We start from the raw sequence: 18135 nt of genomic DNA, 5'->3' as shown, positions 1-18135 counted from the left end.
GCTCCGCGACCCAACGGGGCGGTGCGACGTTTCGACAAGCCCCCTCGCCACAGGGCCCGCTCCCATATTTGATCTTCAGCAGCCTTACGGTTTGACCAGTCTGGCATCCAGGCTGTTCTGCGCCAGGCGCTTGGCCTGATCCTGGGTCATGCCCAGATCGGTGTACAGCGCATGGAAGTTCTCGGTCACGTAGCCGCCGAAGTACGCCGGGTCATCCGAGTTCACGGTTACTTTCACGCCACGCTCAAGCATGTCGAGGATGTTGTGCTGGGACATGTGATCGAACACGCAGAGCTTGGTGTTCGACAACGGGCACACGGTCAACGGGATCTGCTCGTCGATGATTCGCTGCATCAAACGCTCGTCTTCGATGGCGCGCACGCCATGGTCGATGCGCTGGATTTTCAGCAGGTCGAGGGCTTCCCAGATGTACTCGGGCGGGCCTTCTTCACCGGCGTGGGCCACGGTCAGGAAGCCTTCGTGACGGGCACGGTCGAACACGCGCTGGAACTTGCTCGGCGGGTGTCCCATCTCGGAACTGTCCAGGCCCACGGCCACAAACGCATCGCGGAACGGCAGCGCCTGATCGAGGGTTTTCTGCGCTTCGTCTTCGCTCAAGTGGCGCAGGAAACTCAGGATCAAACCGCTGGTGATGCCCAGTTGCTGCTCGCCATCCTTGAGGGCCGCGGCGATGCCGTTGAGCACCACTTCGAACGGTACGCCACGGTCGGTGTGGGTTTGCGGGTCGAAGAACGGTTCGGTGTGAATCACGTTCTGCGCCTTGCAGCGCAACAGGTACGCCCAGGTCAGGTCGTAGAAATCCTGCGAGGTGCGCAACACGTCGGCGCCCTGGTAATACAGGTCGAGAAATTCTTGCAGGTTGTTGAAGGCGTACGCTTTGCGCAGGGTGTCGACGTCGCTCCACGGCAGGGCGATCTTGTTGCGTTCGGCCAGGGCGAACAGCAGCTCAGGCTCCAGCGAACCTTCGAGGTGCAAATGCAGTTCTGCCTTGGGCAGGGCGTTCAGCCAGTCGTACATGGTCTTTTCTCATCAGGTGCAGATGGCGAGCATTCTACAGATGCCCGGAGAAACATTTAGCAAAACCTGACCAGCCGGTTGATCACACCGCTTGCGGTTCCCGTCGATAGGCGTAGGTATCGGCGAAGCGCGAGAGCAGGAATTCGGCGCAGGTGGTGGCCGGGTACTTCGCCGGGTGCAATTCATCCTGACAGCCGGGCAGGCATTCGATGCGTGTGTCGGGGTGCGGCTCGGCAAAGAACGGCATCGAATAACGGTCCACGCCCAATGGGCTGATCACCCGATGCGGCGTCGACAGGTAACGGTCGTTGCTCCAGCGCGCCATCATGTCGCCGAGGTTGACCACGAACGTGCCCTCAATCGGTGGCGCGTCGATCCATTCACCTTTCACGTTGCGCACTTGCAAGCCACCGGCGGCGTCCTGATACAGCAGGGTGATGCAGCCGTAATCGGTGTGAGCACCGGCGCCTTGTTGTTCGGCAGAACTGGCGGTGTGACGGGGCGGGTAGTGGATCAAGCGCAGCACGCTGGCCGGTTCGTTAAAACGGCTGTCGAAAAAATCCCGCTCGATGCCCAGGGCCAACGTCATCGCGCGCAACAGGGTTTGGGCGAGGGCCTGCATGTCGACGTAGTGTTGCTCGATCAGCACTTCCCAGCCGGGCAGCGAGGGATGACGGTTTGGGCCGCGCAAAGGTTTTTCTGCGAGGACTTGCGGGTGATCGGCCGGCAGGTGCAGGCCCATGTCGAAGGTTTCCTTGAGATCGCTGGGCTTGCTCGGGTCGAGTTGTTCGGTGGCGATGGCGCCGTAGCCGCGGTGGTGGCGGGTTTGGGTGATGTCGATCTTGAGCTTTTCGGCGGTGGGTTGGGCGAAGAAGCGTTGGGCGTGGTCGAGTACGGCAGCGATGCGTTGCGCGGAAATCGGGTGGCCCTTGATGTAGAAGAAACCCCATTCGCGGCAGGCGTGGTCGATTTGGCTGGCGACGAATTGCCAAGTGGTTTGGTCATCGCTGTAGAGCGGGGCGATGTCGATGATCGGAAGACTGTTCATGCGCAATTCTCAAGAACGCTGAAAGGCTAATGTGGGAGCGGGCTTGCTCGCGAAGGGGCCTGCACTTTCAACACCTCTGTTGACTGACCCACCGCCTTCGCGAGCAAGCCCGCTCCCACAAGGAATTTGTGTTGAGTGCGGAAAACTACTTCGTAATCTCGGCCTTCATGCCTTCAACGTAATAGTTCATCGATGCCAGCTCCGCATTGCTCGCCGTCGCCCCCGCCGCAATTTTCTCTGCGCCGGCCTGATCCTTGATCGGCCCGGTGAACGGATGCAGCGCGCCGCTCTTGATGTCGGCAATGATCTGCTCGGCTTCAGCTTTCACCGGTGCCGGCACCAGCTCACTGATCGGCAGTTGAACCGTGCCTTCCTTCAAACCACCCCAGTAATCCTGAGATTTCCAATCGTGGTCGAGCACGCTTTGGGTCGCTTGAACGTAATGCGGACCCCAGTCGTTGACGATGGACGTCAGCACCGCTTTCGGCCCGAAATGCGCCATGTCCGAAGCGTAGCCGACGGCATACACGCCGCGACGTTCAGCCGCCTGGATCGGCGCCGGGCTGTCGGTGTGCTGGAACACCACGTCCACGCCCTGGTCGATCAGCGCGTTGGCGGCGTCGGCTTCCTTGCCCGGATCGAACCACGAGTTGACCCACACCACTTTGATCTCGGTGCCCGGGTTGTACTTGTTCAGGGCCAGTTGAATGGCGTTGATGTCGCGGATCACTTCCGGAATCGGGAAGGAGGCGACATAGCCGATCTTCTTGGTCTTGGTCATCTTCGCCGCGAGAAAGCCGCCAACGTAGCGACCTTCATAGGTTCGCGCCAAATAGGTGCCGAGGTTCTTGTCCTGTTTGTAGCCGGTGGCGTGTTCGAAGGTGACCTTGGGAAATTGCTTGGCAACTTTCAGGGTCGGGTTCATGTAGCCGAAGGAGGTGGTAAAGATCAGGTCGTAGTTGTCCTTGGCCATGTTGCGAATCACCCGCTCGGCGTCGGCGCCCTCCGCGACGTTCTCCACATAGTTGGTGGTGATCTGCGAACCGAATTTCTCGGCCAGCACCTTGCGCCCCTGTTCATGCTGATACGTCCAGCCGTGGTCACCGATCGGGCCGATGTAGACGAAGCCAACTTTCAGCGGTTCGGCGGCACTGGCGGTCAGGCTGGCGCTCAGACCGATGGTGGTGGCGACGGCGCACAGCAGCTTCTTCAGCGGACGTTTATGCATGAATTCCAACTCCATTTTGTTTTGAGGTTGGCAGGGTCAATGCAAATTACTGACCAACAAGACAACAAACAACCCGAAACCGAGTCGCGGCCTTCGCGAGCAAGCCCGCTCCCACATTAGATCGCGGTCACCTGTGGGAGCGGGCTTGCCCGCGATGAGGCCCGCAAGGCCAATAAAAGTGCATGGCCGATCACGGCTGCCATCCACTGGTGCGCTAAGGTGTAACGAAACGTTAGCGCCGCACCGCAGTCAGTAGCTCATCACTTTGCTTTCGCTCCACTGCGCAAAAAAGGCCTGCAATGCTCACACTCCTCAAGCAAGAAACATTTCTGCTGCTGGCCGTGCTCGCGGCTGTCGTCGCGTACCCGCTGGAGCACTGGATGCTCCACAGCGGCCAACCGGTCGCGCTGGGCGCCGGGCTGGTGCTGATTGCGTTCATCGTCGCCGCCTCCATGCGTGTCGCCCATCACGCCGAGTTGCTGGCGGAAAAAGTCGGCGATCCCTACGGCACGATGATCCTGACGCTGGCCGCGGTGCTGGTGGAAGTGGTGATCCTGGCGATCATGATGAGCAACGAAGCCTCGTCCACTTTGGTGCGGGACACGATTTACTCGGCCGTCATGCTCGACATCAACGGCATCCTCGGCCTCGCCGCATTAATGGGCGGGCTCAAGCACGGCGAGCAGTCCTACAACGATGACTCCGCGCGCAGCTACAGCGTGATGATCCTCACGGCCATGGGCGTGTCGATGGTGGTGCCGGAGTTCATTCCCGAGGCCAATTGGAAACTGTATTCGGGCTTCACCATCGGTGCGATGGTCGTGCTCTATGCGTTGTTCCTGCGGATGCAGGTCGGGCCGCACAGTTACTTTTTCAGCTACAGCTACCCGGAAAAACGCCGCCGCAAAGTCCCGGAAGAGGAACCTGAACCGGTCAATGTGGCGCTGAGTATCGGCATGTTGGTGTTTGGTGTGGTGGTGATTGGTGCGCTGGCAGAAGTGATGTCCAAGACCCTCGATCTGGGGCTGGAAGGGACGGGCGCTCCGCCGGTGATCACGGCAATTCTGGTGGCGGCGATTTCGGCGGCGCCGGAGATTCTGACGGCATTGCGCGCGGCACTGGCCAATCGGATGCAGTCGGTGGTCAACATCGCGATGGGCGCGTCGCTATCGACGGTGATCCTGACGGTGCCGGTGATGGAGGCGATGGCGCTGTATACCGGTCAGCCGTTTCAAATGGCAATGACACCGGTGCAGACGCTGATGATCTTCCTGACATTGATCGTCAGCGCGATCAACCTCAACGATGGCGAAACCAACGCCATCGAAGGGATGACCCACTTTGTGCTGTTCGCGACATTCATCATGTTGTCGCTGCTCGGTCTCTAAAGCCACCACAAAACCAATGTGGGAGCGGGCTTGCTCGCGAATGCGGTGTGTCAGTCGACATCAATGCTGAATGACACACCGCATTCGCGAGCAAGCCCGCTCCCACATTTGACCGTGATCGACCTTAGGTGCCGGCGATCAATTGGCGAGCGGCCTGGCTGTGATCAGCAATCAATCCTTTGAGGTCCAGCCCCTCAACCTGCCCATCGATCACTCGCCACTTGCCGCCGACCATCACCCGATCCGCCCGATCCGCGCCGCACAGCAGCAGCGCCGACACTGGGTCATGGCTGCCGGAGAAGCGCAGCTCATCCAGTTTGAACAACGCCAGATCCGCCTGCTTGCCAACCGCCAGCTCACCGATATCGGTACGCCCCAGCAAACTCGCCGAGCCCTTGGTTGCCCAGCCCAGCACCAGCTCCGGCGTGATCTTCTCTGCGCCATACCGCAGGCGCTGGATGTACAGCGCCTGACGGGTTTCGAGCATCATGTTCGACGCATCGTTGGACGCTGAACCGTCCACGCCCAGCCCGAGCAACGCGCCAGCCGCCGTCAGGTCCAGTGTCGGGCAGATGCCGGAAGCGAGGCGCATGTTCGAACTCGGGCAATGACAGATGCCGGTGCCGGCGGCGCCGAGGCGGGCGATTTCGTCCGGGTTGAAGTGGATGCCGTGGGCCAGCCACGTACGCGGGCCGAGCCAGCCGACGCTGTCCAGATAATCCACGGTACGCAGGCCGAAACGTTGCAGGCAGAAGTCTTCTTCGTCGAGGGTTTCGGCCAGGTGGGTGTGCAGGCGCACGTCGAGTTTGTTCGCCAGTTCAGCACTGGCAGACATGATTTCCGGGGTCACCGAGAACGGCGAGCATGGTGCGAGGGCGATCTGGATTTGCGCACCGTCACCGCGTTCGTGGTACTCGGCGATCAGGCGCTGGCTGTCGTCGAGAATCACTGCGCCTTCCTGCACGGTCTGCTGCGGTGGCAGGCCGCCGTCCTTCTCGCCGAGGCTCATGGAACCGCGCGTGAGCATGGCGCGCATGCCCAGTTCGCGGACGCTTTCGACCTGCACGTCGATCGCGTTTTCCAGGCCTTCGGGAAACAGGTAATGGTGATCGGCAGCGGTGGTGCAGCCGGACAGCAGCAACTCGGCCAGCGCGACTTTAGTGGCGAGGGCGAGTTTTTCCGGCGTAAGGCGGGCCCAGACCGGGTACAGGGTTTTCAGCCACGGGAACAACGGCTGGTTGACCACCGGCGCCCAGGCGCGGGTCAGGGTTTGATAGAAATGGTGATGGGTGTTGATCAGCCCCGGCAGGATCACATGCTCGCGGGCATCGAACACGTGTCCACAGGGCGTGGACGGTTGCTGGCCGGCGGCGAGCACTTCGACGATCACACCGTCTTGCACAACCAGGCCGCCACGGGCATCGAGGCCATTGGCAGTGAAGATCGCGAGGGGATTTTTTAACCAGGTACGGGATGCGGGCATGTTGGCCGGCTCCTCTGAAAGTTGGGTTCAGGGTTGCCAGCTCAGTGATTACCCTGTCTGCTGATCCAGGATCGCCGCGGGGGCGAGGTGCGCAGTTTCGGACAAAACGCAGCGCCGGGCAAGCCCGACCCGACCAGACAACACAAATCCCTGTAGGAGCCGGGCTTGCCCGCGATGCAGGCACCTCGGTCTGTCAGCGAGACCGAGTTGATGCAATCGCGGGCAAGCCCGGCTCCTACATGATTACCAGGGAATGGTTTCGCCCTTGTAATTGATGAAGTGATGCCCGCCCTTGCCGGTGTAGGCGTTCACCTGATCAACCAGCCCGCGTGTGCTGGTGTCCACGTCCAGGTCCGCGCCTTCACCGCCCATGTCGGTTTTCACCCAGCCCGGATGCAGCGACAGCACGGTGAGTTTCTGTTCGCCCAGCTGCGTGACGAAGCTGTTGGTCATGGAATTCAGCGCGGCTTTACTGGCCTTGTACAGCGCCAATTCAGGAGCGTCCGGCACGGTAACGCTACCCAGCCCGGAACTCATGAACGCCAGCACGCCGCTGCCGTCACGGATCTGCGCGACGAAACGCTGGGCCAGGTTGATCGGCGCCACCGCATTGGTGAAAAACAGTTGACCGACGTCGGCCAGTGTCGCGCCTCCCCCTGGCGTTTGAACTGCCGGACCCTTGACCCCGGCATTCACGAACAACAGGTCGAACATTTCACCTTTGAGCTGTTGGGCGAGGGCGATCACCGCAGACTGATCGTCCATGTCGAGTTTCTCGACCCGCACCTTGCCCAGCGCTTGCAGCGCCTCGGCGTTTTGTGGGTTACGTACGGTGGCGGTGACTTGCCAGCCGTCGGCCAGCAGGGTTTTCACCAGGCCTAGGCCCAGGCCTCGGGAGGCTCCGATGATGAGCGCGGTTTTTGCCTTGGACATGAGTGGCTTCCTTAAAAAAAGAGGATCACGGATTCAGTGGACAGCGTTGCCCGAGCCGTTGTTGCAACTCGTGACGCAACGCGCCGAGTTCATCCATTCGGGTTTCGATCAGTTTGAGTTTGTCTTGCAGCAGTTGCGTGACGGCGCTGTCCGGGTCGGGGGACTGCCAGATTGCTGCGACGCTGTTGCCGATTTCGCCGAGGGTAAAACCCAGTCGCTGAGCGGTCTTGATGTACTGCACCAGTTGCACCATGTCTGCCGGGTAGTCGCGATAACCATTGGCGCTGCGTTGCGCCGCGATCAATCCGCGTTGCTCGTAAAACCGCAGCGTATCGCGGCTGACGGCGCTGGCCTGGGCTAATTCACCGATGCGCATATTGACGTCTCGAGAGGGCTTGACCCTGGAGCATACTCCAGGCTTTAGCCTTGTTGCTCCTCGAATGTATGGAGCAGGGCCGATGTGGACTTCAGCGCAATATCGCCGGTTGGTGCGGGGCAGTGCCTGGTATGACTTGATCGTGACGGCGGCGTTTGCCACGCCGTGGAGTTTTGCGATTTTGCATAGCGGGTTGACGGGGTTGAGCCAGGCGTTGGATTTGCCTGGAACGCTACCGGCGTTTGAGCCGATGCACATGCTGATGGCGAATCTGTTGGGGTCGATTGTGTGCGTTTGGGCGGTGCTGCGGATTCGCGATCCGCAGCAGGTGTTTGGGCGGTATGACGCGGTTGGTAGATTTCTGTTTTCGGCTTGGCAGTTGTACGCCTTGCTCCACGGGGCCAGTTCGTTGCTGGTGGTTTTCCTGGTCTTTGAATTGGCGTGGGGCGTTGTGCAGGTGTTGCCAATTCGGGCCTCTTCGCGAGCAAGCCCGCTCCCACATTTGACCGAGTCGAACTCATGATTAATGACCGACAGAATTCCAATGTGGGAGCGGGCTTGCTCGCGAAGAGGCCGGGAGAGTCACCCTTAATGCCCACCCCGCCACGGCTGCCCCAACGACACCGGCGCATACAGCCGTGTGCGCACCGCATCCCGCGACAGCAGCACCAATACCACGATGGTCGCGACATACGGCAGCATCGCCAGCAGGCTCGACGGAATCGCCAGCCCCAACCCCTGCGCCACCAGATGCAGGATGCTGGCGAGCCCGAACAGGTACGCCCCCAGCAGCAACCGCCACACCCGCCAACTGGCAAACACCACCAGCGCCAGCGCAATCCAGCCGCGCCCGGCGCTCATGTTCTCCGCCCACATCGGTGTGTACGCCAGGGACAGATACGCCCCGGCCAACCCGGCCATAGCACCGCCAAACAACACCGCCAGCGTGCGCACGCCCAGCACCGGCAAGCCCATCGCGCTGGCCGCGTCCGGGTTTTCCCCGACCGCTTGAATGATCAATCCGACGCGACTTTTCAGAATCAGCCACGCCACCAGCGCAAACAGCGCGAATGACAGATCCACCAACAGATCCTGCGCAAACAGCATCCGCCCGATCAGCGGAATCTCGCTCAAGTACGGAATCGCCACCGGCTCAAACCCGGCCAGCGGTTTACCAACCCATGCCGCTCCGACAAACGTCGACAGGCCCACGCCGAAGATCGTCAGCGCCAACCCGGTGGCCACTTGATTGGCGTTAAACACCAACGCCACCAAGGCAAACAGCGACGACAACAGCATTCCGGCGAGCATCGCCAACAGCACACCGAGCCACAGGTTGCCGCTGTTCAGCGCGACGATAAAACCAATCACCGCGCCAAACAGCATCATCCCCTCCTGGCCGAGGTTGAGCACGCCGCTCTTCTCGCAGATCAATTCACCCAACGCCACTAACAGCAACGGCGTGCCGCAACGGACCATCGCGTAGAAAATATTGCTCAGCAGATCGATATCCATCACAGCGCTCCTGCAGGTACGGTGGCTGGCGCGCGGCGGGCCCAGCGCACATTCAAACGCGGTCGGTAGAGAATCAGTACGTCGCTGGCCAGCAGGAAAAACAGCATCATTCCCTGGAACAATTGGGTGATGGCTTGCGGCAGGTTCATGCTCATCTGCGCGCTCTCACCGCCGATGTACAGCAGCGCCATCAACAGGCTGGAAAATAGAATGCCGATGGGATTGAGTCGCCCGAGAAACGCCACGGTGATCGCCGCATAGCCGTAGCCCGGCGAGACTTGCGGCACCAATTGGCCGATAGGGCCGGTCACTTCACATACGCCGGCCAGGCCCGCCAAACCGCCGCTGATCAACAACGCCAGCCAGATCAAGCGCTTCTCGCGAAACCCGACGAAACCCGCCGCACGCTTGTCCAGCCCCAGCACTTTAATCTGGAAACCGATAAAGCTTTTCTGCAACAAAACCCACACCGCGACCAACGCCAGCAAGGCGAAATACACCCCGGCGTGGACCCGACCGTCCTCCATCAATAACGGCAAACGGCTGAAGTCACTGAACATCGCCGACTCCGGAAAATTGAACCCTGCCGGATCCTTCAACGGCCCATGGACACAGAACAGCAGCAGGTTCAGTGCGACGTAATTGAGCATGATGCTGGTAAGGATTTCATTGGCGTTGAAGCGCGTGCGCAACCACGCAGTCAGTCCGGCCCACGCCGCGCCGGCCAGGGTGCCGACCAGCAGAATCAACACCAGCGCCCAGCGACTTTGCAGGTCGATGATGTTCACCGCCAAGGCACTGCCGGCCAACGCGCCGAGCAACAATTGACCTTCGGCGCCGATGTTCCAGATCCGCGCCTGATAAGCCACGGCGAGCCCCAATGCACAGAGCAATATCGGCAACGCTTTGACCAACAGTTCCGAGACGCCATACCCGTCGCTGATCGGCGCGATCAACAAGGTGTGCAAGGTCAGCAACGGATCGTGGCCCAGCGCGATAAACAGTAATGAGCCACAGCCCAGCGTCAGGGCCGCCGCGAGCAACGGCGAGCACCAGAGCATCAGGCGCGATTGCTGGCCGCGGGGTTCGAGAGAAAGCAGCATGGAAAGCTCCGTTAAGCCGTTGCGGGTGCAGGTGAGTGAGGGGCGTCGAACTGGCCAGCCATCCAACCGCCGACGTCGATCAAGCGTGTGTCGACGGTCGCTTTCAGTGGCGAAAGACGACCGCCGCACAATGCGCCGAGGCGGTCGCTGATCTGGAACAATTCGTCGAGGTCTTCGGAGATCACCAGGATCGCCGCGCCGGCATCGCGCAAGGCAATCAGCGCGCGGTGAATGGTTGCGGCGGCGCCGACGTCCACGCCCCAGGTCGGGTGTGCGGCGATCAGCAGTCTGGGTTGCTGGAGGATTTCCCGGCCGAGGATGAACTTCTGCAAATTACCGCCAGACAGGCTGCGGGCCGGTGTTTGGGCATCGGGCGTCTTGACCCCGAAACGACGGATGATTTCTTCGGCCAACGCTTCGACCTTGCGGCGCTGGATCAGCCCGTTGCTGACCAGGCCTTGTTGAAACGCCGTGAGCAGCGCGTTATCGGCGAGGCTCAATTCCGGCACGGCGCCGTGACCCAGCCGTTCAGCGGGGACGAAGGCCAGGCCGAGTTTGCGTCGTGCATCGGGTCGCAAGTGGGCGACCGCTTGCCCGGCGAATCGGATCGTTGCGCCGTCGTTGCGGGTCAGCCGTTCTTCGCCACTCAGTAAGGCCAGCAACTCATCCTGACCATTACCCGCCACACCGGCGATGCCGACGATTTCACCCCTGCGCACTTCAAGATCAACCTCCTTCAGCGAGCAGCCGAACGGATCGGGATTGTGCCAGGACAACTGGCTGACGCTGAGAAACACTCCGCCGCCAACCACCTTCGGATAATCCGTAATCGTCTCGGCGGCTTCGCCCACCATTAGTCGCGCCAATTGCCGGTCCGAGCATTCGGCCGGCTGGCAATGCCCGGCCACTCGACCGCCGCGCAACACGGTGGCGCTGTGGCACAGCGCCCGGACTTCACCGAGTTTGTGGCTGATAAACAGAATGCTGCAGCCCTCGGCCGCGAGTCGGCGCAAGGTGATGAACAGTTCTTCGGCTTCTTGCGGGGTCAGTACCGAGGTCGGTTCATCAAGGATCAACAGACGGATGTCTTGCATCAGGCAGCGAATGATTTCCACCCGTTGCCGCTCGCCAATCGACAGGCTGTGGACAAGTCGCTCGGGCTCCAGCGCCATGCCATAACGGCGGGACACTTCACGAATTTTCGGTTCAAGCTGTTTCGGTGTGCCGGCCGCTGCGCCCATCGCCAGGGCGATGTTCTGTGCCACGCTCAATGTCTCGAACAGCGAGAAATGCTGGAACACCATGCCGATCCCAAGACCCCGGGCCTGGGAAGGGTTGCGTATGTTCACGCGTTGCCCTTGCCAGGTCATCTCCCCGGAATCGGCCTGGGTGACGCCGTAGATGATCTTCATCAGCGTACTTTTGCCGGCACCGTTTTCCCCGAGCAGGGCATGGATTTCGCCAGGCGCAATGGTCAGGTCGATGGCGTCGTTGGCCAGGCATCCGGGATAGCGTTTGCTGATGTGGCGCAATTGCAGACGGGGCGTTTGATCGGGGATCGGCACGGGGTTGGGCATGACTGACTCGGGTCGATGGGCGTGATGCCTGTGGATAAAGCAATTTCCTGGCCATTGGGTCAGGAAAGCTGAAAATCCGCGCAGGCTCACCCTCAAGGACAATGCGTTGCGTTCTATCGACACAGAATCAGGCACCACTTGGGGGCAACGCGGTTGATCGGGCTCCAGTTTTGCTCGCGGGGATTTGGTTAAAAAATGAACAGTAGCCCGCAAGCCATGCCGGATACGGGGCCGCGACGACCATGAACGGGTTATCCACAGATTGCTCCACAGTATTTGTGCGCAAGCTCAATGGGCGGGCATAAGCACTGTGCGGCTATCTTCTAAATGTGATAACCCGTGCTAACTGTTTGTTTTTACGTGAAATTAACGATGGTGATGGCAAATTGGATGAAAAATGAACAAAGCCCGCAAACCCGCATGACAGAAGGGTTACAGGCACATGTGCTCAGGTTATCCACAGCCGGGTGCACAGTAGATGTGGGCAAAATCTCAACGTCGACGGAATAAGGGTGAACGGTGTTGGTGCGGTCAGTGCTGCAACACAATGCGTCCGCGACTCAAGTCCGCCAGTTGCGTTTGCAGTGTGTCGATCTGCTCTTTTCCGACGGCCAATTGAAGTTCCACACCATAGGCTGTGAAGGTTTCCTCCACCAGCAAACCGCCCAACTCTGCGACTCGAAGTTTCACCAGCGCCAATTCACCGAAGGCGCAGGCACAACTGACGGGCACTCGACTGATCAGCTCAACCTTGGGTGCCGCTTGCAGGCATTTGTTGGCACCGCCGCCATACGCCCGGGCGAGGCCGCCGGTGCCCAATTGAATGCCCCCGTACCAACGAATCACCAGCACCGCGACCTGGTCGCAGTCCTGCGCTTCGATCGCCGCCAGAATCGGCCGGCCAGCGGTGCCGCCGGGTTCGCCATCGTCGTTGCTGCGGTACTGGTCGCCGAGTTTCCACGCCCAGCAATTGTGCGACGCATTGAGGTCACTGTGCTGCTCGAGGAACGCCTGGGCGTCAGCCGGGCTTGAGATCGGCGCGGCGAAGGTGATGAAGCGGCTTTTGCGAATCTCTTCGCGGTATTCGCAAAAGTCGCTGAGGGTAAAAGGCATAGGGATCTTAAATAACAGGGGTCAGGCCGCAGCCTTTGAGAATGATGCGGATCAGGTTGTTGCCGGCTTCTTCCATGTCTTGTTTGGTCAGCTTGGTGCGGCCACTGACTCGGCAGATCTGGGTCGCGAAGTCGGCGTAATGCTGAGTGCTGCCCCACAACAGAAAGATCAGGTTGACCGGATCGACCGGGTCCATTTTGCCGGCGTCGATCCACGCCTGGAACACCGCGGCCCGGCCCTGGAACCAGGCGCGGTAGTCCTGGTTGAAGTACTCGGTCAGGCACTCGCCGCCGCTGATCACTTCCATGGCGAAGACTCGCGAGGCTTGTGGCTGGCGCCGGGAAAACTCCATCTTGGCGCGGATGTAGCGGGTCAATGCCTCGGCCGGATCATCTTCGGCAGTCAGGGTATTGAAGGTGCTGTCCCACAACTCGATGATGTTGCTCAGCACCGCCACATACAAACCGAGTTTGTTGGTGAAGTAGTAATGCAGGTTCGCTTTGGGCAACCCGGCATTCTGGGCGATGGTGTTCATGCTGGTGCCTTTGAACCCGTGACGGGCGAACTCGTCTTCGGCGGCTTTGATAATGGTCTCTTCGTTCTTCTGACGAATGCGGCTGGCAGGTTTACCGCCGTGAGCTGGGACTTCAAAGGTCATAGGCACTTCCAGACAAGTAGGTGGGTGCAACCAGTGCGTTGATAGCGCACCCACGGGATTGAGACAAGTCCCGGGGCACAGGTTTCTTCGGTTGTTCAGCGCGTCGCGGCGAGGCTTTCCAGGAAGCTTTCCAGAACCAGATGCGGGCGACGGCCCTTGCGCGTGACCGATGCAAGGCTCAGGTCGTAGAAGCGTGCCTTCGGTTTCAGCGCACGCAAGCGGCCTTGTTGCACCCAGAGGCTGGCGTAATGATCCGGCAGATAGCCGATGTAACGCCCGGTCAGGATCAGAAAAGCCATGCCTTCACGGTCCGAAGCGCTGGCGGTGCAGTTGAGTGCCTGGTAATGGGCCTGGATGTCCGCCGGCAGTCGGAAGGTCGGCGCGATCGCGTCCTGGCTGTTGAGGCGGTCATCGTCGAGTTGTTTGTCATCGACATAAAACAGGGGATGCCCAACCGCGCAATACAGCAGCGAGCGCTCGCTATAAAGCGGTTGATATTCCAGCCCCGACAGCGCGCTGGCCTGTGGCACCACGCCGACGTGCAGACGGCCATCCAGCACACCTTGCTCCACTTCATTGGGCGCGATCATGCGGATCTGAATCTGCACGTCGGGGCCGCGCTCCTTCAATTGTGCCAAGGCGTGGGTGATGCGCATGTGGGGGAGGGTGACCAGGTTGTCGGTCAGGCCAATGGTCAATTCGCCACGCAAGTGTTGGTGCAGGCCATTGACCTCGGTGCGGAAACTTTCCAGCGCACTCAATAGCTGTAAGGCCGATTGGTACACCTCGCGACCTTCTTCGGTCAGGGAGAATCCGGCGCGTCCGCGTTGGCATAACCGCAAGCCCAGGCGTTGTTCCAGATCGCTCATTTGCTGGCTGATGGCGGAGCGACCAATCCCCAGCACGCTTTCCGCCGCCGAGAAGCCGCCGCACTCGACCACGCTGCGAAAGATCCGCAACAAGCGGATATCAAAGTCGCTGACTTGCGCCAGTGGATCGGGACGACGCGTGCTCATAGTTTAGTAGCAGCCTGACTGAACGTTAGAAAAGTTGGATTTCACAGACTTTATCCCCGTGGCAATTTAGCTGCAAGAACGCTTTTGATCTCTACGCCGCTTATTGCCTGCGAGGTTTTGCCCATGAACTTGCCTGAAAACGCCCCGTCTTCCCTGGCCAGCCAGCTCAAGCTTGATGCTCACTGGATGCCCTACACCGCCAACCGTAACTTCCAGCGCGACCCGCGTCTGATCGTCGCGGCGGAAGGCAGCTGGCTGATCGACGACAAGGGCCGCAAAGTTTATGACTCGCTGTCTGGTCTGTGGACCTGCGGCGCCGGGCACACCCGCAAGGAAATCCAGGAAGCGGTTGCCAAGCAATTGGGCACGCTCGACTACTCGCCAGGCTTCCAGTACGGCCATCCGCTGTCGTTCCAATTGGCCGAGAAAATCACCGACCTGACCCCGGGCAACCTGAATCACGTGTTCTTCACCGACTCGGGTTCCGAGTGTGCGGATACCGCCGTGAAAATGGTCCGCGCTTACTGGCGCCTGAAAGGTCAGGCCACCAAGACCAAAATGATCGGTCGCGCCCGTGGTTACCACGGTGTGAACATCGCCGGCACCAGCCTCGGTGGCGTGAACGGCAACCGCAAAATGTTCGGTCAGGCGATGATGGATGTTGATCATCTGCCGCACACTTTGCTGGCGAGCAATGCCTACTCTCGCGGCATGCCGGAGCTGGGTGGTATTGCTTTGGCCGATGAGCTGCTGAAGTTGATCGAGTTGCACGACGCGTCGAACATCGCCGCGGTATTCGTTGAGCCAATGGCCGGTTCCGCTGGCGTACTGGTTCCGCCACAGGGTTACCTCAAGCGACTGCGCGAGATCTGCGATCAGCACAACATCCTGCTGGTGTTCGACGAAGTGATCACCGGTTTCGGCCGTACCGGCAAAATGTTCGGTGCCGATACCTTCGGCGTAACCCCGGACCTGATGTGCATCGCCAAGCAAGTCACCAACGGCGCGATCCCGATGGGCGCGGTGATTGCCAGCTCCGAGATCTACCAGACTTTCATGAACCAGGCGACGCCTGAGTACGCGGTGGAATTCCCGCACGGCTACACCTACTCCGCGCACCCGGTGGCGTGCGCCGCAGGCCTGGCAGCACTCGACCTGCTGCAAAAGGAAAACCTGGTGCAGAGCGTGGCCGAGGTGGCGCCGCATTTCGAAAATGCGCTGCACGGTCTGAAAGGTTCGAAGAACATCATCGACATTCGTAACTTCGGCCTGGCCGGTGCGATTCAGATCGCGCCGCGTGATGGCGACGCGATCGTGCGTCCATTCGAAGCGGGTATGGCGCTGTGGAAAGCCGGGTTCTATGTGCGCTTCGGCGGCGACACCCTGCAGTTCGGCCCAACCTTCAACAGCAAGCCGCAAGACCTTGATCGTCTGTTCGACGCGGTCGGCGAAGTGCTGAACAAAATCGACTGATTTTCTCTTCTATATAGAGGCGTCCTTCAACGGGGCGCCTGTGGACAACTTTTCAGGAGCGTTACATGAGCCTTATCCCGCATTTGATCAATGGCGAACTGGTGACCGAAGACGGTCGCACGGCCGACGTGTTCAACCCGTCTACCGGCCAGGCGATCCACAAGCTGCCATTGGCCAGCCGCGAAACCATTCAAAAAGCCATCGACTCGGCCAAGGCCGCATTTCCGGCCTGGCGCAACACACCACCGGCCAAACGTGCCCAGGTGATGTTCCGCTTCAAGCAACTGCTGGAACAGAACGAAGCACGCATTGCTCAGTTGATCAGCGAAGAGCATGGCAAGACCCTGGAAGATGCAGCGGGCGAATTGAAGCGCGGTATCGAGAACGTCGAGTTCGCGTGCGCAGCGCCGGAAATCCTCAAGGGTGAATACAGCCGTAACGTCGGGCCGAACATTGATGCCTGGTCGGACTTCCAACCGTTGGGCGTGGTGGCCGGTATTACCCCGTTCAACTTCCCGGCGATGGTGCCGCTGTGGATGTATCCGCTGGCAATCGTCTGCGGCAACTGCTTTATCCTCAAACCGTCCGAGCGCGATCCGAGCTCCACGTTGCTGATCGCTCAACTGTTGCTGGAAGCCGGTCTGCCTAAAGGCGTGCTTAATGTGGTGCACGGTGACAAGGCTGCGGTGGATGCGCTGATCGAAGCGCCGGAAGTCAAAGCGCTGAGCTTCGTCGGTTCGACGCCGATTGCCGAATACATCTACGCCGAAGGCACCAAGCGCGGCAAACGTGTTCAGGCACTGGGCGGCGCGAAGAACCATGCGGTGCTGATGCCGGATGCGGACCTGGATAACGCCGTCAGCGCACTGATGGGCGCGGCCTACGGTTCTTGCGGCGAGCGTTGCATGGCGATCTCGGTGGCGGTGTGCGTCGGTGACCAAGTGGCGGATGCGCTGGTGGAAAAACTGGTACCGCAGATCAAGGCGCTGAAAATCGGCGCGGGCACTACTTGCGGCTTGGACATGGGGCCGCTGGTCACCGGTCAGGCGCGGGACAAGGTCAGTGGTTATGTCGAAGACGGCGTTTCTTCCGGCGCGACCCTGGTGGTCGACGGTCGAGGTCTGAGCGTGGCCGGTCATGAGGAAGGTTTCTTCCTGGGTGGCTGCCTGTTCGATAACGTCACGCCAGAGATGCGCATCTATAAAGAAGAAATCTTCGGGCCAGTGCTGTGCGTCGTTCGGGTGAATAGCCTGGAAGAGGCGATGCAGCTGATCAACGATCACGAGTATGGCAACGGCACCTGCATCTTCACCCGTGATGGTGAAGCAGCGCGGTTGTTCTGCGATGAGATCGAAGTGGGCATGGTCGGCGTTAACGTACCGTTGCCGGTGCCGGTGGCTTATCACAGCTTCGGTGGCTGGAAGCGTTCGCTGTTCGGCGACCTGCATGCGTATGGCCCGGACGGTGTGCGTTTCTACACTCGCCGCAAAGCCATCACCCAGCGCTGGCCGCAACGTGCGAGCCATGAAGCGTCGCAATTCGCATTCCCTAGCTTGTAAGTAGAAGGGAATAAGGCCGGCCCCTTGGGGCCGGCCTTGTGTTTCCGGGCTTTTTTTGACTCATATGACAGAATTGTGAATTTAAAGGTTGACGGCAGATTCTGTATGTCTATAATTCGCCCCACTTCCGGCGCAGTCGAAACGGAAAACTCCTTGGTAAACAAAGAGTTACGCAGTTTTCGGCAGCAAGCGACTTCAGGTCATCGAAGCGCGAAAGGAGTTGAAAAAGAGGTGTTGACAGCAGCGTGTAACGCTGTAGAATTCGCCTCCCGCTACCGAGTGATCGGAAGCGCAAGTGGTTGAAGTTGTTAAAGATTTCCAAGCGAAATTTTGAAAACTTCTGAAAATAACCGCTTGACAGCAACAGAGGCTGCTGTAGAATGCGCGCCTCGGTTGAGACGAAAGATCTTAACCAACCGCTCTTTAACAACTGAATCAAGCAATTCGTGTGGGTGCTTGTGGAGTCAGACTGATAGTCAACAAGATTATCAGCATCACAAGTTACTCCGCGAGAAATCAAAGATGTAACCAACGATTGCTGAGCCAAGTTTAGGGTTTCTTAAAAACCCAAAGATGTTTGAACTGAAGAGTTTGATCATGGCTCAGATTGAACGCTGGCGGCAGGCC

At 59.8% G+C, this 18135-nt stretch carries 16 protein-coding genes; 4 read left to right on the top strand and 12 right to left on the bottom strand.

Annotated features, from left to right (window positions below):
• Positions 1–84 precede the first annotated feature (84 nt).
• The 3 genes from EAH78_RS23105 to EAH78_RS23090 form a co-directional block, all read right to left on the bottom strand.
• On the bottom strand, positions 85–1038 hold the full coding sequence (locus tag EAH78_RS23105; protein ID WP_123436014.1) for an adenosine deaminase: 954 nt from the start codon (positions 1036–1038) through the stop codon (positions 85–87).
• 82 nt (positions 1039–1120) lie between these two features.
• Entirely contained in the window at positions 1121–2086 is a 966-nt protein-coding gene (locus EAH78_RS23100) for a 2-oxoglutarate and iron-dependent oxygenase domain-containing protein (protein WP_140669585.1), read from the bottom strand.
• Positions 2087–2231: 145 nt separating this feature from the next.
• Positions 2232–3314, bottom strand: coding sequence for a BMP family ABC transporter substrate-binding protein (locus tag EAH78_RS23090; RefSeq protein ID WP_140669584.1), 1083 nt, complete (start codon positions 3312–3314; stop codon positions 2232–2234).
• 299 nt (positions 3315–3613) lie between these two features.
• On the opposite strand from EAH78_RS23090, the gene EAH78_RS23085 reads away from it, so the two are divergent.
• Positions 3614–4702, top strand: a complete 1089-nt coding sequence (locus EAH78_RS23085) for a calcium:proton antiporter (RefSeq protein ID WP_140669583.1) — start codon at positions 3614–3616, stop codon at positions 4700–4702.
• 124 nt (positions 4703–4826) lie between these two features.
• Here EAH78_RS23085 and EAH78_RS23075 read toward each other — a convergent pair whose 3' ends face one another.
• From EAH78_RS23075 to EAH78_RS23065, 3 genes are all read right to left on the bottom strand, one after another.
• Positions 4827–6185 (bottom strand): 8-oxoguanine deaminase, encoded by a 1359-nt coding sequence (locus EAH78_RS23075; protein ID WP_140669582.1) that lies wholly within the window; start codon positions 6183–6185, stop codon positions 4827–4829.
• Between the two features lie 243 nt (positions 6186–6428).
• Positions 6429–7118 carry an SDR family oxidoreductase gene (locus EAH78_RS23070; protein ID WP_140669581.1) on the bottom strand — a complete coding sequence of 230 codons (690 nt, stop codon included), beginning with the start codon at positions 7116–7118 and terminating at the stop codon, positions 6429–6431.
• Between the two features lie 25 nt (positions 7119–7143).
• A complete protein-coding gene (locus tag EAH78_RS23065) occupies positions 7144–7494 on the bottom strand; it encodes a MerR family transcriptional regulator (protein ID WP_046032956.1) in 351 nt (116 codons plus the stop codon).
• 82 nt (positions 7495–7576) lie between these two features.
• On the opposite strand from EAH78_RS23065, the gene EAH78_RS23060 reads away from it, so the two are divergent.
• On the top strand, positions 7577–8017 hold the full coding sequence (locus EAH78_RS23060) for a hypothetical protein (protein ID WP_140669580.1): 441 nt from the start codon (positions 7577–7579) through the stop codon (positions 8015–8017).
• Between the two features lie 65 nt (positions 8018–8082).
• Here EAH78_RS23060 and EAH78_RS23055 read toward each other — a convergent pair whose 3' ends face one another.
• The 6 genes from EAH78_RS23055 to EAH78_RS23030 all read right to left on the bottom strand — a co-directional run bounded on the left by EAH78_RS23055 (position 8083) and on the right by EAH78_RS23030 (position 14476).
• Positions 8083–9009 (bottom strand): ABC transporter permease, encoded by a 927-nt coding sequence (locus EAH78_RS23055; protein WP_140669579.1) that lies wholly within the window; start codon positions 9007–9009, stop codon positions 8083–8085.
• Complete coding sequence (locus EAH78_RS23050; RefSeq protein WP_140669578.1) at positions 9009–10112, bottom strand: ABC transporter permease; 1104 nt, start codon at positions 10110–10112, stop codon at positions 9009–9011. The genes EAH78_RS23055 and EAH78_RS23050 overlap by 1 nt, the downstream gene beginning before the upstream one ends.
• Positions 10113–10123: 11 nt before the next feature.
• Positions 10124–11689 (bottom strand): ABC transporter ATP-binding protein, encoded by a 1566-nt coding sequence (locus EAH78_RS23045; protein ID WP_140669577.1) that lies wholly within the window; start codon positions 11687–11689, stop codon positions 10124–10126.
• 531 nt (positions 11690–12220) lie between these two features.
• On the bottom strand, positions 12221–12802 hold the full coding sequence (locus EAH78_RS23040; protein ID WP_140669576.1) for an IMPACT family protein: 582 nt from the start codon (positions 12800–12802) through the stop codon (positions 12221–12223).
• Positions 12803–12809: 7 nt separating this feature from the next.
• Positions 12810–13460: a TetR/AcrR family transcriptional regulator gene (locus EAH78_RS23035; RefSeq protein WP_140669575.1), complete on the bottom strand. Its 651-nt coding sequence runs from the start codon at positions 13458–13460 to the stop codon at positions 12810–12812.
• Positions 13461–13555: 95 nt separating this feature from the next.
• Entirely contained in the window at positions 13556–14476 is a 921-nt protein-coding gene (locus EAH78_RS23030) for a LysR family transcriptional regulator (protein ID WP_123436027.1), read from the bottom strand.
• Positions 14477–14599: 123 nt separating this feature from the next.
• Here EAH78_RS23030 and EAH78_RS23025 point away from each other — a divergent pair, with 123 nt between their 5' ends.
• Both EAH78_RS23025 and EAH78_RS23020 read left to right on the top strand, forming a co-directional pair.
• Positions 14600–15949 (top strand): aspartate aminotransferase family protein, encoded by a 1350-nt coding sequence (locus tag EAH78_RS23025; RefSeq protein ID WP_140669574.1) that lies wholly within the window; start codon positions 14600–14602, stop codon positions 15947–15949.
• 65 nt (positions 15950–16014) lie between these two features.
• A complete protein-coding gene (locus EAH78_RS23020) occupies positions 16015–17508 on the top strand; it encodes a CoA-acylating methylmalonate-semialdehyde dehydrogenase (protein WP_123436029.1) in 1494 nt (497 codons plus the stop codon).
• Positions 17509–18135 lie beyond the last annotated feature (627 nt).

It is taken from the genome of Pseudomonas arsenicoxydans, assembly GCF_006438915.1.
In the GTDB taxonomy this organism is placed as follows: Bacteria; Pseudomonadota; Gammaproteobacteria; order Pseudomonadales; family Pseudomonadaceae; genus Aquipseudomonas; species Aquipseudomonas arsenicoxydans_A.
The sequence above is the reverse complement of the archived record's forward strand: the minus strand, read 5'-3'. Positions and strand labels throughout refer to the sequence as shown.

Coding starts and splice junctions, on each gene's coding strand:
- EAH78_RS23105 (WP_123436014.1), bottom strand. CDS start 1,038: ATGTACGACTGGCTGAACGCCCTGCCCAAGGCAGAACTGCATTTGCAC.
- EAH78_RS23100 (WP_140669585.1), bottom strand. CDS start 2,086: ATGAACAGTCTTCCGATCATCGACATCGCCCCGCTCTACAGCGATGAC.
- EAH78_RS23090 (WP_140669584.1), bottom strand. CDS start 3,314: ATGCATAAACGTCCGCTGAAGAAGCTGCTGTGCGCCGTCGCCACCACC.
- EAH78_RS23085 (WP_140669583.1), top strand. CDS start 3,614: ATGCTCACACTCCTCAAGCAAGAAACATTTCTGCTGCTGGCCGTGCTC.
- EAH78_RS23075 (WP_140669582.1), bottom strand. CDS start 6,185: ATGCCCGCATCCCGTACCTGGTTAAAAAATCCCCTCGCGATCTTCACT.
- EAH78_RS23070 (WP_140669581.1), bottom strand. CDS start 7,118: ATGTCCAAGGCAAAAACCGCGCTCATCATCGGAGCCTCCCGAGGCCTG.
- EAH78_RS23065 (WP_046032956.1), bottom strand. CDS start 7,494: ATGCGCATCGGTGAATTAGCCCAGGCCAGCGCCGTCAGCCGCGATACG.
- EAH78_RS23060 (WP_140669580.1), top strand. CDS start 7,577: ATGTGGACTTCAGCGCAATATCGCCGGTTGGTGCGGGGCAGTGCCTGG.
- EAH78_RS23055 (WP_140669579.1), bottom strand. CDS start 9,009: ATGGATATCGATCTGCTGAGCAATATTTTCTACGCGATGGTCCGTTGC.
- EAH78_RS23050 (WP_140669578.1), bottom strand. CDS start 10,112: ATGCTGCTTTCTCTCGAACCCCGCGGCCAGCAATCGCGCCTGATGCTC.
- EAH78_RS23045 (WP_140669577.1), bottom strand. CDS start 11,689: ATGCCCAACCCCGTGCCGATCCCCGATCAAACGCCCCGTCTGCAATTG.
- EAH78_RS23040 (WP_140669576.1), bottom strand. CDS start 12,802: ATGCCTTTTACCCTCAGCGACTTTTGCGAATACCGCGAAGAGATTCGC.
- EAH78_RS23035 (WP_140669575.1), bottom strand. CDS start 13,460: ATGACCTTTGAAGTCCCAGCTCACGGCGGTAAACCTGCCAGCCGCATT.
- EAH78_RS23030 (WP_123436027.1), bottom strand. CDS start 14,476: ATGAGCACGCGTCGTCCCGATCCACTGGCGCAAGTCAGCGACTTTGAT.
- EAH78_RS23025 (WP_140669574.1), top strand. CDS start 14,600: ATGAACTTGCCTGAAAACGCCCCGTCTTCCCTGGCCAGCCAGCTCAAG.
- EAH78_RS23020 (WP_123436029.1), top strand. CDS start 16,015: ATGAGCCTTATCCCGCATTTGATCAATGGCGAACTGGTGACCGAAGAC.